This is a genomic window from Nocardia sp. NPDC050435, assembly GCF_040655395.1.
Taxonomy (GTDB): Bacteria; Actinomycetota; Actinomycetes; order Mycobacteriales; family Mycobacteriaceae; genus Nocardia.
Genome location: NZ_JBFAJW010000001.1, coordinates 804,984 through 820,475 on the forward strand (window position 1 = coordinate 804,984; position 15,492 = coordinate 820,475).

The 15,492-nt window shown below is 69.1% G+C and carries 17 protein-coding genes; 4 read left to right on the forward strand and 13 right to left on the reverse strand.

Annotated elements, in window-relative coordinates; translation table 11 throughout:
• Positions 1-89: 89 nt before the first annotated feature.
• From AB0I43_RS03890 to AB0I43_RS03900, 3 genes are all read left to right on the forward strand, one after another.
• Entirely contained in the window at positions 90-482 is a 393-nt protein-coding gene (locus AB0I43_RS03890; RefSeq protein ID WP_356973017.1) for a VOC family protein, read from the forward strand.
• Complete coding sequence (locus AB0I43_RS03895) at positions 479-1,390, forward strand: sigma-70 family RNA polymerase sigma factor (RefSeq protein WP_356973019.1); 912 nt, start codon at positions 479-481, stop codon at positions 1,388-1,390. Before AB0I43_RS03890 ends, AB0I43_RS03895 begins: the two co-directional genes overlap by 4 nt.
• Before the next feature lie 256 nt (positions 1,391-1,646).
• Positions 1,647-1,865 carry a hypothetical protein gene (locus AB0I43_RS03900; RefSeq protein ID WP_357431141.1) on the forward strand — a complete coding sequence of 73 codons (219 nt, stop codon included), beginning with the start codon at positions 1,647-1,649 and terminating at the stop codon, positions 1,863-1,865.
• A 109-nt stretch (positions 1,866-1,974) separates the two neighbouring features.
• On the opposite strand, the gene AB0I43_RS03905 is transcribed toward AB0I43_RS03900, so the two are convergent.
• From AB0I43_RS03905 to AB0I43_RS03920, 4 genes are all read right to left on the reverse strand, one after another.
• Positions 1,975-2,859, reverse strand: coding sequence for an alpha/beta hydrolase (locus tag AB0I43_RS03905; RefSeq protein ID WP_356973021.1), 885 nt, complete (start codon positions 2,857-2,859; stop codon positions 1,975-1,977).
• Positions 2,860-2,986: 127 nt separating this feature from the next.
• On the reverse strand, positions 2,987-3,478 hold the full coding sequence (locus AB0I43_RS03910) for a hypothetical protein (protein WP_356973023.1): 492 nt from the start codon (positions 3,476-3,478) through the stop codon (positions 2,987-2,989).
• A gap of 170 nt (positions 3,479-3,648) precedes the next feature.
• Positions 3,649-5,010: an FAD-dependent oxidoreductase gene (locus tag AB0I43_RS03915; protein WP_356973025.1), complete on the reverse strand. Its 1,362-nt coding sequence runs from the start codon at positions 5,008-5,010 to the stop codon at positions 3,649-3,651.
• Positions 5,011-5,012: 2 nt separating this feature from the next.
• Positions 5,013-6,431 (reverse strand): flavin monoamine oxidase family protein, encoded by a 1,419-nt coding sequence (locus AB0I43_RS03920; protein WP_356973027.1) that lies wholly within the window; start codon positions 6,429-6,431, stop codon positions 5,013-5,015.
• A 64-nt stretch (positions 6,432-6,495) separates the two neighbouring features.
• Between AB0I43_RS03920 and AB0I43_RS03925 the strand changes: the two genes are divergently transcribed.
• Complete coding sequence (locus AB0I43_RS03925; protein WP_356973029.1) at positions 6,496-7,107, forward strand: TetR/AcrR family transcriptional regulator; 612 nt, start codon at positions 6,496-6,498, stop codon at positions 7,105-7,107.
• A 5-nt stretch (positions 7,108-7,112) separates the two neighbouring features.
• On the opposite strand, the gene AB0I43_RS03930 is transcribed toward AB0I43_RS03925, so the two are convergent.
• From AB0I43_RS03930 to AB0I43_RS03970, 9 genes are all read right to left on the reverse strand, one after another.
• Positions 7,113-8,198: a serine hydrolase domain-containing protein gene (locus AB0I43_RS03930; protein WP_356973031.1), complete on the reverse strand. Its 1,086-nt coding sequence runs from the start codon at positions 8,196-8,198 to the stop codon at positions 7,113-7,115.
• On the reverse strand, positions 8,195-8,725 hold the full coding sequence (locus AB0I43_RS03935) for a PadR family transcriptional regulator (protein ID WP_356973032.1): 531 nt from the start codon (positions 8,723-8,725) through the stop codon (positions 8,195-8,197). The genes AB0I43_RS03930 and AB0I43_RS03935 overlap by 4 nt, the downstream gene beginning before the upstream one ends.
• Before the next feature lie 82 nt (positions 8,726-8,807).
• Positions 8,808-9,758, reverse strand: coding sequence for a non-homologous end-joining DNA ligase (ligD, locus tag AB0I43_RS03940; RefSeq protein WP_356973150.1), 951 nt, complete (start codon positions 9,756-9,758; stop codon positions 8,808-8,810).
• A 91-nt stretch (positions 9,759-9,849) separates the two neighbouring features.
• On the reverse strand, positions 9,850-10,950 hold the full coding sequence (locus AB0I43_RS03945) for an MBL fold metallo-hydrolase (RefSeq protein WP_356973034.1): 1,101 nt from the start codon (positions 10,948-10,950) through the stop codon (positions 9,850-9,852).
• 51 nt (positions 10,951-11,001) lie between these two features.
• On the reverse strand, positions 11,002-12,240 hold the full coding sequence (gene mshC, locus AB0I43_RS03950; protein ID WP_356973035.1) for a cysteine--1-D-myo-inosityl 2-amino-2-deoxy-alpha-D-glucopyranoside ligase: 1,239 nt from the start codon (positions 12,238-12,240) through the stop codon (positions 11,002-11,004).
• A 363-nt stretch (positions 12,241-12,603) separates the two neighbouring features.
• Complete coding sequence (locus tag AB0I43_RS03955; protein WP_356973036.1) at positions 12,604-13,575, reverse strand: aldo/keto reductase; 972 nt, start codon at positions 13,573-13,575, stop codon at positions 12,604-12,606.
• A gap of 42 nt (positions 13,576-13,617) precedes the next feature.
• Positions 13,618-14,166, reverse strand: a complete 549-nt coding sequence (locus AB0I43_RS03960; protein ID WP_356973037.1) for a GNAT family protein — start codon at positions 14,164-14,166, stop codon at positions 13,618-13,620.
• Entirely contained in the window at positions 14,166-14,606 is a 441-nt protein-coding gene (locus AB0I43_RS03965) for a DUF5360 family protein (protein ID WP_356973039.1), read from the reverse strand. Before AB0I43_RS03965 ends, AB0I43_RS03960 begins: the two co-directional genes overlap by 1 nt.
• A 71-nt stretch (positions 14,607-14,677) precedes the next feature.
• On the reverse strand, positions 14,678-15,484 hold the full coding sequence (locus AB0I43_RS03970) for an SDR family NAD(P)-dependent oxidoreductase (RefSeq protein WP_356973041.1): 807 nt from the start codon (positions 15,482-15,484) through the stop codon (positions 14,678-14,680).
• Positions 15,485-15,492: the final 8 nt, after the last annotated feature.

The following is a 15,492-nucleotide window of genomic DNA, read 5'->3' on the forward strand; positions in this document are numbered from 1 at the left end:
GCCGCCCTGTTACCTTCCTGCCCCGGCGCTCGTCATAGGTAACAGCGACCGCACCCGTGGTCGCCCCCTATGAGTAAATGGAGCACAGAATGCTGAACAACATCATGTACGTGACCGTCTACGTCACCGATCAAGACCGTGCGCTGGAGTTCTACGCCGGTGGGCTCGGCCTGGAGAAGCGAGTCGACTACCCCGGACCCGATGGAAGATTCCTCACCGTCGGCGTCCCGGACAGCCCGGTGCAGATCATTCTGTGGCCGCACGCGCCGGCCGCCGGACTGCCCGGCGAATCCGGCCGCCACATCGCCCCCGGCCCGGTGATCCTCGAGTCCGACGATCTGCGAGCGGATTTCCACCTCTTCCGGCAGCGCGGCGTCACCTTCGAAGAACCCGAGCCCGTCGAATACCCCTTCGGTCTGCGCGTCGAGGCCAGAGACCCGGACGGCAACCAGATCTCGCTGCGACAGTCGCGCAAACCGTGACAGCGCAGTCGCCGGAGGTCCTCAGCGCGTTCGAAGGCCAGCGCGAACGCCTGCGCGCCGTCGCATACCGCGTGCTGGGTTCACACGCCGACGCCGAGGACGTGGTCCAAGACGCCTGGCTGCGCCTGGCCCGCCAGGACACGACAACCATCGAGAACCTGGCGGGCTGGCTGACCACCGTCGTCGCCCGGATGAGCCTGGACCGGCTGCGCTCCCGTCACGCCCATCCTGAAACCGTTTTCGGGCAGGAGTTCGCGGATTTCGTGGTGACCCCGGACGAGGGCCCCGCACCGGAGGAGCAGGCGCTGCTGGCCGACTCGGTCGGCGTGGCACTGCTGGTCGTGCTCGACTCGCTCGCTCCCAGCGAACGCTTGGCGTTCGTCTTGCACGACATGTTCGCGGTGCCGTTCGCCGAAATCGGCCACATCCTGGGCAAATCCGGCGACGCCGCCAAGATGATCGCCAGCCGCGCCCGCCGCAAGGTCCAATCCGGGGACCGGTACGCCGGCCGCGGCCGCGAACACCGACAAGTCGTCGAAGCCTTTCATGCCGCAGTCCGCAGCGGCGACTTCGAAGCGCTCCTGCGCGTCCTGGACCCGGAGGTGAAACTGACCGTCGATACCCCCGGCGGCCCGGTGGTCACCCTGGGCGCCACCAAGGTCGCCGCCGGTGCCCGCCGATTCTCCGGCGAGGTCGCCCATCACCGGCCGGTGCTGGTCAACGGCGTACCCGGGCACATGTCCTGGCGTGCCGACCGAACCCCGCTGTCGGTGATCGCCTTCACCGTCAGCGCAGGCCGAATCACCACCATCTACATCAACATCGACCCGGCCAGACTCGCCACGATCCAGCTCCCGGACGAAAGACCGGAGGTGCGCGACCACACCGTCACCGAACTCGATGCTTGACCCGGAGAAAGCCGGTTCTTGTCATTGATGGTTTGCGTTTCGATGACTACGAAGGTTTTGCCCGGGAATTCTCGGCGCTGCTCGACGACTGGGCGTGGAACAAATCGGAATATGTTATGTCCCAACCGCGCCAGCGATGGGCAACATACCGAAGGGGGGCCGCGCTCGTCGTTGTCGGCCTGTATCTGGCTGTAATGATCAGGTTGGCTGTCAGTCAGAATTGGAGCGATCTGGTTGTGAGCCGATTGGCGGGGGGGTGACCCTGCTGGTGGCCGTTGGGCTGGTCGTGTTTTCCCTGTTCGATAGTCCGCCGAAACGGCGGACTACACGCAAAAGGGTTACTGTGTCGGTCGCGATCGCGCTGATAAACGGTTGCGCCGGAGTGGCGATCATCTGGACGGAGGGCCACCCAGCAAGCCATGCGGTCGGATTCACCGGGCTGGTCGCCCTCCTGCTGTTCTTGAGTCTCGGTTAGATCCAGGTCGATGTCAGTGCGGCCACCGGTCGCACGCTCGTCGGCAGAAGCGTGTGCTGCTCGGTCGGCACCGCAGCCTCCACATCACGGGACTCGGTCTTTCCACGCGTCAATCGATCAGGTCGCGCAGCGCGTCGACCACAACCTCGGGCCGCTCCTCTGGCAGGAAGTGGCCGCACGCCACTGTGGCAGTGCGGAGATCTTGTGCCCACCGAGTCCAGATCGCCAACGGATCGAACGGAAGGACGGCCTCGCCCGGGTCTTGCCAGAGAGCAGCCACGGGCATCACCAGACGGCGACCAGATCTGCGATCGGATTCATCGTGGACATTGTCGATGAATGCGCTCGCCCGGTAGTCGGCACAAACGGCATGGATGGCGGCGGGCTCGCGGGCGGCAGCGAGGTAGGCGGTGCGGATGTCAGCGGGAATAGCGTCCGGCATTTTTGTCCAGCCGTCGAGGAAGTGCCCGAAGAACAGATCGGGTGCGGCTTGGATCAAGCGCTCGGCCAGATCGGTCGGCTGCGCGAGCAGGTAGAGGTGGAAGGCGAAGATCCCGGCGGTCCCGTGCAGTGCGGCCCAGAGTTCCGCGGCCGGAACCACATCGAGGATTGCGAGATGGCTGATTGCCTGTGGATGGTCCAGCCCGGCACGAAATGCGACCAATCCACCTCGATCGTGTCCGGCAAGGGCAAATCGACTGTGGCCCAGTGACCGCATGAGTTCGACAATGTCGGCTGCCATCGTGCGTTTGGAGTAGGTGTCACCATTCGGATCATCAGCCGGTTTGTCGCTGTCGCCGTATCCGCGCAGATCCGGGCAGATCACTTGATGGTCTCTGGCGAGGTCGGAAGCGACATGGCGCCACGCGAGGTGTGTTTGCGGGAAGCCGTGCAAGAGTACGACCGGTTTACCGGAACCGGCCATGGCGACGTTGAGGCTGACAGCACCGGCCGACACCCGGTCGTAGGTGAACCCAGCGATTCGGTTGCCCATGGCTGGACGGTAATCGACGGCACCGACAGTCCTGTGCAGAAGAGCGAAGCCGACCGGCTCGAAAGGTATGGCGCACGAATGATTCGCTCGCGGAGGCACATTCGCACATTGGCACGATGGTGCGTTCCTAGCTCGTCGCGGGCTCACTCGCTTCGGGCCGGTGCTGCCGTTGGCTGAGCACGAGCGCACCCGCTGCCAACAGGTAGAACGGCGACGGGAACAGCAAATCCCAACCCGCCGTGTCATTGTGCTCGAGCGCCTTCAACCCGAGATACCCGTCGACCGTACCGAGAACAGCCAGAATCGCCGCGGCCCAGCGCGTTCCGGCCCGGACACACCTACGCGGCAACGCGAAGACGACCGCGGGCACCAGCACCACCAGGCCGGACTCCGCGACGAACACGAGCAATTGCTCGACCAGCGGCCGCGCCGGCGGATAACCCACCCCGACGACGGTCTCCGACAAGACCACCGCCGCCTCGCCGCGGTCCGCCCCGGCGTCACTGCCGGACAGCACCGGGAAACGCGTGTCCAACACCCGCGGTAACGCGACCAGGACCAGGCTCACCACACGCCAGCAGGTGACACCGCGCCACCACCGCCCCAGCGACACCACCATGCCTACATCCCCTCCGACCGAACTCCGCGCGGGCGAGGCTACCCGCGCAGCCCATCCACAGCGAATCCGGCCACGCCCCGATCGGAAACCCACAGACCGACAACGGATCCCCACGGCACGCCCGGATGATTCGAAGAAGTCAGCCCCACGCTCGAACTCTCCCGGTTTCGCTATCGCGGGGTGAGCCGATCTCGGCGCGCGAGGGCATCGAGAACCTCGCGCGCGGCCCGGTGGCCGGATTCGATGGCACCGTCGAGGTAGCCCGGGTGCTCGGCCGCTGTTTCGGTACCGGCCCAATGGATGGCGCCGACCGGTGTGCACGGCATGGTCGCCTCGGTGCTGCCCATTTCGGGGAGTGCGGTGTAGCCGCCGCCGACGTTGTCGTCGAGATGCCAGGCTTTCTCGTACCAGCTCACCGGTTCGAGGATCTCGGCGCCCAGCCAGGAGACCAGGGGGCCGAGGACGGTTTCGCGCCGGGCGGCGGCGTCGAGGTGGTCGAGGGTGCGGGCGTGCGGACCACCCACCAGCAGGCACAGGTGGCCGGGGCCGCCGGGCGGACTGGTGTCGAACACGGCGGTTCCGGGCGCGTCCAGGACCATGATTTCGGTGTTCCTGCTCCGGTCGCGCCAGAACGGCTTCGGGAACACCGCGATCGCTTTGTAGACCGACCCCATGTAGGTGCGAGCGGTGATGGCGCTCCGCTCGGGCGGCAGGGGCGGCTGGAAGTCGATGCGATTCAGCAACGGTGGCGGCACTGTCACCACGACGTCGGTGGCGTTGATCGTGCCGGCGGTCGTGGTGAGGGTGAGGCCGTCGGCGCCCTCGACGATCGAGGTGACGCGGTGCCCGTGACGGACACGGTCGCCGAGTTCACCGGCGAGACCGTCGATCAGGGTGCCGACGCCTTCGACCAGCAGGCTTTCCTGCGCACCGCCGGTGGTGGAGAGCATGTTCCGCAGTCCGCCCTGCAGGCGGATCATCCGCATCATCGCCGGCACGGACAACCGGTCGAGGTCGGCGCACCACGATGTCGCGGCGGTCAGCTCCAGTAGTCGGCGTGGCGTGCGCCCGGGCACCTTGGCCAGCCAGTCCGCGACGGTCGTGGTCTCCCATCGCCGGGGCGGGTGCAGGCGGGACAACGCTTCCAGGCCGAGAACAAGGCCGACGGTCGCCAGCATCGACGGCGCGCCCAGCGGCACCCGGCGGGCACCGTCGAGGATGGTCGGCCGCTGTGTGGTGTGCATGCGGAACTGGGTAGCGCCCAGTTCCGCGGCCAACGCGGCGATACGGGGATGGTCGTGGCCGATCCACTGCCCGCCCAGATCCACGCGTGATCCCAGCGCGGTGGTTTCACTCATCGCGCGCCCGCCACAGCGGTCGGCGGCCTCGAGCACGAGCACATCGACACCCGCCCGGTGCAGTGTGCGCGCCGCGGTCAGTCCCGACAATCCGGCACCGACCACAGCCACGGTCGCGGTGGTCGGCTTCGGGTCGGTGGTGGCCTCGGGCCGCATCGAGTCTTTGCTGTTCATATTTACCTTTCCGGGCCAACCGCCCTGTCCGATGTTGAGCCTGTGCGAGCGATGGAGTCGGTGCGGGCGGCCGTCAGCGCGCTGGTGATCTCCGCGGCGGCGCGGTGGCCGGACTCGGCGGCGCCGTCGATGTAGCCGGGCCACACGGTGGCGGTTTCAGTGCCGGCCCAGTGCAGCGGGCCGATCGGTCGGCGCAGCGCGGGCCCGAACCTGGTCAGGGTGCCGGGAGTGGTGAAGGCGCCATAACAGCCGCGGCTGTATTCCTCTTCGGCCCAGTCCTTTTCGATGTAGTCGATGGGTGTGCGGGCGCGGGGGCCGAAGTAGCCGGCGAGGCCCTCGAGCACCAGTGCGCGCCGCTGCGCCGGACTCAGTCGGGCGCTGGTGTCGGCGTGGCGGCCCTCGAGGAAACCGACGAGCACGCCCGGTCCACCGCCGAAGGGGGTGTTGTCGAAGACGGTGCCCAGGGCTCGCCGGTCGCTGTTGGCCTGTCCGGACCAGCCTTCGGCGCGCCAGAACGGTTCGTCGTAGGCGACGTTGACCTTGATCACCCGGCCCATCGGCATGCGCTGCACGAGTTGGTCGCGATCCCCGGACAGCCCCGGGGTGAACCGGATCCGGGCGGCCAGTGGTGGCGGTATCGCGATCACGGCGCGGCGCGCACGCACCGTCGCGCCGTCGGCGCGGATTCGCACTCCCGTGTCGTCCCAATCGATTTCGGTGACCGGGCTGTCGAGGACGACCCGGTCCCCGAGCTGGTGAGCCAGGGTCAGCGCGATGGTTTGGGTGCCGCCCACGACCCGGTCCTGCTGGGCGCCGTCGACGACGTTGATCAGCGCGTCGAGCCCGCCGGCGGCGCCGATATAGAAGTTCGCCCACAGCGCCGACATGTCCTGCGGCCCGGTGGAGAACACGGCTTCGGTGATCAATCGGAAGAAGGCTCGCCCGCCGGTGGTGCGTGCGTGGTCGCGCAGCCACGTGTCGAAGGTTTGCGCGTCCAGGGACTCGGCCAGCTCGTACTCCCATGGCTCGGCCCGGGCGACTTTGCGCGCCAGCCGGTCCAGCCGGAACTGCGTCTGGGCGATATCGAGCAACGTCAGCGGGTTCACCCGCGGAATGCGACCGGTGTATTCCGAGCGAGAGCTGCCCAGCTCGGCGATGTGACGCCCCGCGGTGTGCGTGGGATAGGTCCGCAGACCCAGTTCATCGATCAGCGCCATTACCCGACGCTGCGTCGGGCCGACCCACTGGCCGCCGACCTCGATCGGCGAGCCACCGGGCAGTTCCGCGTTGAGCACGCGGCCGCCCACCCGCTCGCGGGCCTCGAGGACCAGCACCTCGGATCCGCCGCGCACCAGGTCCCGAGCGGCGACGAGGCCCGCGATACCGGCCCCGACGACCACCACATCCACCGATTTGCCCATCCCGACAGCTCCGATCAATGCACAGCGCATCTGGCATACACACTGTATGTGCTAAACCTAGCGTATGAAGTCTTTGCGTGACAAGCACGTCGAGCACACCCGGCAAACGCTGCTCGAGACCGGGGCGCGCCTGTTCGCCGAACGGGAGTACGCCGATCTGTCAGCAGAGGAGCTGGTGCGTGCGGCGGGCCTCACCCGCGGCGCGCTCTATCACCATTTCGACGGCAAGAAGGGGCTGTTCGAGGCAGTCCTCGACGACCTCGAACAGCAAGCGGCACAACGCATCCGAGCCGCGATCGACTCCTCGGCCGATCCCCTGGAAGGCGCCGAGCGTGCGATGGAAGCGTTTCTCGACATCTGCACCGAACCCGCCTATCGCCACATCGTGCTGCTCCAAGGCCCCATCGCACTGGGCTGGCGACGCTGGCGTGAAATCGACCAGCACCACCTCAGCGGACTCGCCGTGGAGGCCGCCCAGCGCCTGATCGACGCGGGGCAAATACGGCCGCAGCCGCCCGAACTACTCGCCCGCGCGCTCTACGGCGCTCTCACCGAAATGTCGCTGACCATCGCCGAAGCCGATGATCTCGCACTGAGTCGCGCCCGAGCGGTGGAGCTGGCCCGGGCCATGCTCGGCGGGCTGATCACCGGCGCAGGAGACCATCGAGCCGGGTGATCTTCTCACCGAACCTCGCGGGCGCTCGACCGGCGCCGCGGGTGCGAGAACTGCGCAGCCAGTCGTAGGAGCATGATGTGCGCGAGACTGGGTGAACGCATCTGGTTGACGGCGGCGGCGATGTAGAGATCGCGATCCGGCACGTAATACAGCACAGTGCCGAAGGCGCCGGAGTGGCCGATCATTTCCGGGGCGGGCGCGAAGGGGGTTTGCCAGCGCGGCTGCCGATAGCGCATGATCCCGAGCCCGTACCGAATCGGCACCAGGGGTGAGAACACCGGACGCCATCGCGCCGTCATCTCCTCGAGGTAGGGCGCCGGGAACAGATCGCCGCCTTGGAAGGCGCGCAGGAAGCGCACCTGGTCGGCGGCTGTGGAGACGACCGCGCCGTCGGGCGGAAATGACGCGACCGTTCGCGGTATGCGCAGCACCTGGTTGCCACGCCGCAGCGGCGCCACCTCGTCGTACCGGTCCAGCGTGTGCGGCCCGAACAGCCAGGTGCCGTCGAGGCCGTGTGGTGCGAGGATGCGCCGATGCAGAGCGGTGCCGAAGTCGCCGCCGGTCGCGATCTCGATGATGCGTCCGAGTAGCTGATAGTTGGTGTCGCAGTACTGCGCTCGCCCCGGTGCGGACGGAGGGAACCGGCTCGGCATGCTCCTGGCCAGCTCCAGCAGGTCCTCGAAGCTCCAGAAGGCGTCCTCGCGGGTCATCGTGTCGGCGAAGGTGGTGCCGTCGGGGCGCTTCTGCTCGTAATAGTCCGGTATTCCCGAGGTTTGGCCGAGCAGTTCCCGGATCGTGATGGCCGAGCCGTAGTCGTGGCCGGCGTGCACATTAAGCCCGCGCATGGTCTCCGCGCCGAGCACCTCGGCCGCGGGAGTGTCGAGGGTGAGCGCCTTCTCGTGGCGCAGCTGCATGATGAGCGTGACGGTGTAGAGCTTGGTGATGCTGGCGATGAAGTACGACCGGCCCGGATCGCCGGAGCACCAGCGGAAATCGGTGCCGGGCTGCTCGATCGCCGCGCTGAAACCGGAGACTTTCGGATGCCTCGCGTAGCGCGCCGCGATCCGGTCGAGGTCGGCGCGGGTGCTCATCCGGTGATCCGTTCCAGTCGTCGTTGCGTGCGCTCCAGCCAGGCGAGTTCGGCTTCGGCGGCGGCGATGCCGTAATCGAGGGTGGCAAGCCGCAGCGTTTCCCCGAGGCCGGCCGCCTCGGCGGGGATCGAGATCGCCTGCAGCGCGGTGAGTTGCTCGGTGACCTCGCGGCGGCGGGCGTGCAGCAGCTCGGCTGTGCGCCCGGGCGGCAACCGGTCGGCGAAGAACAGCCGAGCCAAGAAGGGGTCGCGCACCGGCGGCGTGCGCGGTGCCGAGGTGAGCCAGGAGTCCAGCTCGGCAAGGCCGCGCTCGGTCACGCTGTGCACGTGCATATTCGGGCGCTCCTGCTGCACGACAGTGCGCCGCGAAGCCAGGCCGTGCTCCACCAGCTCGGCCAGCGTGCGGTACACCTGCGACTGATCCGCCGCCCAGAAGTGCCCGACGCTCTGGTCGATGGTCTTCTTCAAGTCGTAGCCGCTCATGGGCGCGAGGGAGAGCAACCCCAGGATGGCGTGCCGCAGTGACATAGCAATAAGATAACGCAGATATATGTGTTGTCCTATACGGAAGGGCCGATGTAGGCGGCGTTTGCGCGAGACGCGAGAGCCTTCACTCGCCGGACTCGGGCACCTTCACCTCGTGCGGGGACTTGTCGAGGCGGACACCGCGCCAGCTCGGATGCCGCAGCCCCTCGGCGGAGGCCTCGCGGTACTCGACGTCGGCGACGATGCTGGGGTCCACCCAGTGGGCGGCGCGGGTGAGTGCCGGGGGCGGGGGCAGGTCGAAGGGGCTGTCGGGGCGAGCCAGACGGTCCAGGTCGGCTTGCAGGGCGCGGCGGGCGGGCATCGTCCAGCCGGTGCCGACGTTGCCGATGTGGACCAGGCGGTCCGCGCTGTCGTAGGCGCCCAGCACCAGGGAGCCGAAGGTGGTGGCGAAGCGGCCGCTGCCGGGCAGCCAGCCGGCCACGATCACCTCGGTGGTGTGGCGGATCGCGGTTTTGATCCAGGCCGGCGAGCGGGTGCCGGGGCGGTAGGTCGAGGTGAGCAGTTTGCTGACGATGCCCTCGAGATGATGCTCGTGGGCCAGCGCGAGCATGGTCTCGGCGTCGACGTCGACCCAGTACGGGGACGCGTGCACCCCCGGGCCTTCCAGGGCGAGTGCGGCCAACCGGTCGCGGCGTTGCTGATACGGCAAATTCATCACCGGCTCTCCGTCGAGTTCCAGGACATCGAAGGCGAAGTATTCGACCGGCACCTCCCGCAGCAGGGCCGGGGTGGGGCGCAGGACGTGCATGCGGCGTTGCAGGCGCGCGAACGAGGGCGCGCCGGTGGCGGGGTCGGGTGCGGTGATCTCACCGTCCACGAGCAGGACCCGACCGTCGGCCAGTGTCAGCAACTGCTCGGCGAGTTCGGGGAACGAGGCGCTGATGTCGCGGCCGTTGCGGCTGTGCAGCCGGCATCGCGCGCCGTCGCAGGAGGCCAGGGCGCGGATGCCGTCCCATTTCATTTCGATGGCCCAGCGATCGCGGTCGTCCGGGGGCTGCCCGGCGGTCGCCAGCATGGGCGTGAGAACCGAGGCCACCGTGTCAGCGTATTCATGGCTAACTTTTACGTGCGCACGTTTCAGACACGGTTGCGCAACGGCCCGGCGCTCAGAGCCGGAAGGTCAGCCGCGCCGGGTTCAGGTAATCCACCGGGTCGTGCAGCGCCCGGAACTCCGGGCGCGCGCCCGCGGGGATCCGCGCCAGCTCGGCCTGCATCGGCGCGTCGTAGGCCGCCGCGCTCGAGGTGAGCCCGGGCAGCCAGTTGTCGTGGTGGGTCGGCACGAACAGCCGCGGGGCCAGGGCCTCGATGTAGGTGCGCGGATCACGCATCCCGTTGGTGAACTGGTTGAAGCCCTGCACCGTGCCGATGTGCACGTCGGTGCCGGGCAGTCCGGCCAGCACGTCGAAGACCCGCGGGGCCTTCTCGGTCAGCGGGCCCGCCGAATCGTGCCAGACCAGGCTGAAACCCGGCACCCGGAACTGATAGAGCAGCACGCCGTTCTCGGCGTCGAGCAGCCGCGGCAGGGTGTGCAGCACACCGTCGAGCGCGGGTGGATTGCGAACGAGCGCGCACAGCTCCGGCACGGGCACGACCGGGGCCGCCGGATCGGTGCGGTCGGGGGCGGTGGGCCCGGAATGCACGTGCCGGATCGCGCTGACCTGCACCGCGCCCAGGCTCACCTCGTGGCGCTGACCGATCGCGGTCTGCGCGTCACCCAGGGCGACCGTCGCGAACGACGGGTCGGGCACCTGCGCGCGGATGGCCGCGCAGTGCTCGGCGGTGCCGTACACGACCGCGCCGCAGGCCTGCGCGATCCGGCCCGCGTCGGCGGCGTGATCGAAATGCCCGTGCCCGATGAAGATCGCCTCGGGCCGCAGATCGGCCAGCTCCTGCGCGGTCACCGGGGTGTAGCCAGCACTGGTCAGCCGCGGCGCCCACGCGTCCAGCAACACCACCGAACCCGCGAAAGCCATGGCGTAGGTGGCGCACCCGACCCAGGACAGCACCACCCGGTCGGCGTGCACCGCCCCGGTCGTCTCGTCGATGTTCTGCGCGCCGAAGAACCGCTGCCGCGCCGCGACTGTACGCGGATCCCCCGGCTCGGCCGCCGCCCGCAACTGCCCCGCCGCCAGCAGCACCCCCGCACCGACCAGCCCGCCCAGCACTCCGCGCCGCCCGATCAACCGCCGGGACCCGAGATAGCACATCCGTGCAGCCCACCACGAAACCCGTTCCAGGACAAGGGGTGAGCCGCAGGGTCAGAGTCGCACGCCCAGCAGTGCGTCCACGGCCACGCGGATCAGCGCGGGCGCTTCGGTGTCGGGGCCGCCGTAGGACAGTGCCTGCTCGGCCCAGTTGTCCAGGGCGGCAAGCGCTTTCGGCGTGTCCAGGTCGTCGGCCAGATGCTGGCGGACGCGCGCGATGGTGTCGCCGGCCGCCGGGCCCGATGCCGGCGCGGTGGCGCGACGCCACAGCTCCAGACGGCGTTCGGCCTCGGCCAGCACGGCGTCGGTCCACATGCGGTCGGCGCGGTAGTGGCCCGCGAGCAGGCCCAGGCGGATCGCGCCCGGGTCGGTGCCGGCGCGGCGCAATGTGGACACCAGCACCAGATTGCCCTTGGACTTCGACATCTTCTCGCCGTCGAGCCCGATCAGACCGGCGTGCACATAATGGCGGGCGAAGCGCCGGGTGTCGCCGAGTGCTTCGGCGTGCGCGGCCGAATACTCGTGGTGCGGGTAGATCAGGTCGCTGCCGCCGCCCTGGATGTCGAATTCCGGGCCCAGGCGGTTCAGGGCGATCGCCGCACACTCGATGTGCCAGCCGGGCCGGCCCGCGCCGAAGGGAGCGGGCCAGGACGGCTCGTCCGGGCGGGCCGCGCGCCACAGCAGCGCGTCGAGCGGGTCGCGCTTGCCGGGACGGTCCGGGTCGCCGCCGCGTTCGGCGAAGAACCGCTCCATGGTGGCGCGGTCGTAACCGGATTCGTAGCCGAACTGCTCGGTGGCGTCGGTGCGGAAGTAGATGTCGGGGTACTGCTCGTCTTCGACGGTGTAGGCGGCGCCGGCGGCGAGCAGCTTCTCCACCAGCTCCACCACCTCGTCGACCGATTCGACGGCGCCGATGTACTCCCGCGGCGGCACGATCCGCAGCGCGGTCATGTCCTCGCGGAAGAGGTTGATCTCGCGGGTGCCCAGCTCCCGCCAGTCCATGCCGTCGCGCTCGGCGCGCTCGAACAGCGGATCGTCGACGTCGGTGACGTTCTGCACGTAGTGCACCTCATGCCCGCCGTCGCGCCAGAGCCGGTTGACCAGGTCGAAGGTCAGATAGGTCGCGGCGTGGCCCAGGTGGGTGGCGTCGTAGGGGGTGATCCCGCAGACGTACATGGTGGCCGTGGGCCCGGGCGTGACCGGGCGTACCTGCCGGTCGGCGGTGTCGAACAACCGCAACGGCGGCCCTGCTCCGGGGACGGTGGGTAAGGCGGTATCGGACCAGGACTGCATGATTCGAGGGTAGAGGTGTGGCCGGGCTCATCGCGTCCCGCCCCGCCTCACGGCGGGTCGGAGCCCCCGGGTGCGCCGCCGCCGAGCTGGGCCGATCGGCGGGGCGGGAAAAGTCAATACTTTCGCTCACGCGGAATCTGTGCCGCGCGGCATGACGCAGGTCACCGCTGTCGGCACGCATTCTGCCCGACCCCCTCGGCGGCTACGCCGCGCACCCCACGAAATCGGCACCGGCGTCGCGCAACGCCGGGTGGAATGGCGGGATGTGGGGCACCGCAAGCAGGGCTCGGCTGACGAGCCCTGCTGATCACCGGAGCAGGTCGGCCTATCCAGGGAAACGCCGACCCGCCCCGGAACCGTCGATCAGCGGGGACGCACGGTTGCGGCGGCGTTGCCGTAGACGAAGTCCGAGGCGTCGCATTCGGCGATGAAGTCGGCGGGGAAGCCGCGTTCGAACGGGACCGCCGCTTCCAGGGCGGCGCGGGCCTCGGGCGGCAGGCGCAGCTCCAGGGCGGCGAGATTGTCTTGCAGCTGGGCGACGGTGCGCGGGCCGATGATGGGCAGCACCGCGGGCGAGCTGTCCCGCAGCCACGCCAGCGCGACCTGGGCGGGAGTGGCGTCCAGCTCGGCGGCGACCCGGGCCACGGCGGTGGCGGCCGCGCGTTCGGTGGCGGTCAGCTCGGCGGGATCCACGCGGCGGCTGGTCGCGCTCGCGGTGAGTTTGCCCGCCGCCAGCGGAGCCCACGCGGTGACGCTCAACCCGAGGTGCTCGGCCATCGGCAACAGCTCGCGTTCGATGTCGCGCGCGAGCAGGTTGTAGGGCACCTGCACGCCGGAAAACGGTGTCCAGCCGCGCCATTCGGCCAGGGTGTCGGCGCGGGCCACCACCCAGGCGGGTGCGTCGGAGATACCGAGGTAGAGGACTTTTCCCGCGCGGACCGCGTCGTCGAGCGCGCGCATGGTCTCCTCGAGCGGCGTGTGGCGATCCCACACGTGCACCCAGTAGATGTCGAGATAGTCGGTGCGCAGCCGGCGCAGGCTCTGTTCCAGCGAAGCCCGCAGGTTCTTGCGATGGTTGCCCGCCGCGTTCGGGTCCTCGGCCGCCCGGGTCAGGGTGTATTTGCTGCCGAGCACGAACCGGTCGCGGTGCTCGAGGATCGCACCGAGCACCTCCTCGCTGGCGCCGTAGGCCGAGGCGGTGTCGAGTACGTTGCCGCCGGCTTCGGCGTAGGCCGCCAGGAGCGGTTTTGCCTCGTCCGGATCATGAAAGCCCATGGTGCCCAGCACCATCTCCGAGACGCGGAGTCCGGTGGGGCCGAAGAGTCGATAGCGCATGCGCCCAGTCTGGGACCGCCCCTCCCGCCGAGGGAGACCCTGTCAGGGCCACCCTGAGCGGACCCGATCGATGCGGAAGAAACGACTCCTGCGCACGCTGCCGTCGCGCCGGACCAGCCGATCGCCGCGCACCCCGAGTTCGACCGCGCCGAGCTTGCGGATCGCCGCGGCCGAGCGCGCGTTGCGTTCATCGGTGCGCAGCTGGATCCAGGCCGCGCCCTGGGCGAACACCGCCGGTATCAGCAGCTGCTTGGTCCGCGCGTTCACCCCGGTCCCCCACACCGCCGGATCGAACATCGTCGCGCCGATCTCGACCCCGTCGGGCGCGGCGGGGTCGTAGAGCACCGCCGTGGTTCCGGCGATCACCCCACGGTGACGGACAGTGAAGCGGACACGGTGTGCGCGTGGTTCGGCCTGCAACAGCGTGTCCAGTTCCGCGGCGTCACAAGGGATCCGGCACGGAAGGTGTTCCCACACTCGGTCGTCGTCGAGCGCCGCGAACAACGCTGCCGCGTCGGCGGGGCGGTACTCGCGCAGTGCGACCACCGCGTCGTCGAGGTCGGCGGGCGCGAGCCGCACCGGCCAGGCCATCACCGGCACCCGACCCACGGCTTCGGCGTCACCGAATTCGTGACGCCCGCTTCACCATCGGCGGCGAGCAGACCGAAGACGAGGACTGGCACGGCCATCAGCACCGCGTTGGACGACCACCAGATCGGATCGAAGTCACCGTAGTAGGCCCAGAACGAGATGGCCATGAATCCAGCACAGAAGGTCAGCGTCAGCCCGACAGTGAGCACCAGCCAGCCGAGCCGATGCCCGACCCGCATCAGCTGTAGTCCGGCGAAGCCGAACACCACCGCGGCGAGGTCCAGCGGCAAGAACGACCAGTTCCACGCCTGCACAACGGGATTCGAGTAGTCGCGGAACGCCGCGTCCTTCGGGATCGCGTCCAGCACGACCGCGATCCAATACAGCACCAGCAACCCATCGGTCACCAGCAACAGCGCTTTCCCCGCCCTCAGCCGCATGCGAATCAGCCTAGCCGCCATGATGTTCGGCACGCTCTGCGTACTTCCCCACACCACGACCGGCCCGGGTGTCAGTGCGGTGCGCAGGTTTGCTCTACTGCCGCGGCCAGACGCGCGGCCTCGGCCCGATCATCCGGCCCGGCGACGAGCGCGCGCTGCTTGGCGCCACGGTAGGCGGCCCGGCCCGGTATGGGGGCATCGAGAAGGTCGACGACGGGAACGATCGCCGTCTCCGCACGCTGGCCCAGCACCGTACCCAGCACGGCGGCAGCGACTTTCATGCCGAGCCCTACCTCCCCCGCGAAACTCGTGCGGACCAGCCGGGCGGGTCCCCAGGTGTAGTAGGCCATGCGGGGGTCGGCGTCGACGGCCAGGAGTCCGAGCAGTTCGTTGGCGCGGCGCTGGCGGGCGTTGGATGTCGCGAACCGGAATCGTTCGCGGGATTCGAGGTCGGCAAAGTCCAGGGCGTCGGCGCGCGCACCCGGGACAGCGGTGTTGACCACGACCGGGGCGGGGGCCGCGGCGAGGAGCTCGCGCAGTCCGGTGACGAACAGGTATTTGGACAGGAAGAACAGCGCCCACGACGCCTCGTGGCCCTCGGCGGTCAGGACGCGGCGTTGCCGGATGAACGAGGCCGCCAGTACCAGCGCGTCGACGCGCTCGTATTCGGCGCGCAGGTGCGCGACCACCCGGCGGCTCTCGGCCACCAGCGACAGGTCGGCGGCGACGAATTCGGCGCCCGGCGCGCCTGCGGTGAGAGCGTCGAATTTGGCTCGGCTGCGGCCGATCACGACGACTCGCTCACCCGCGCGCAGGTAGTGGCGGGCCAGCGCCGCACCCATGCCGTCGGTTCCACCTGTGATCACGATCGTGCGCACCGCGCCTC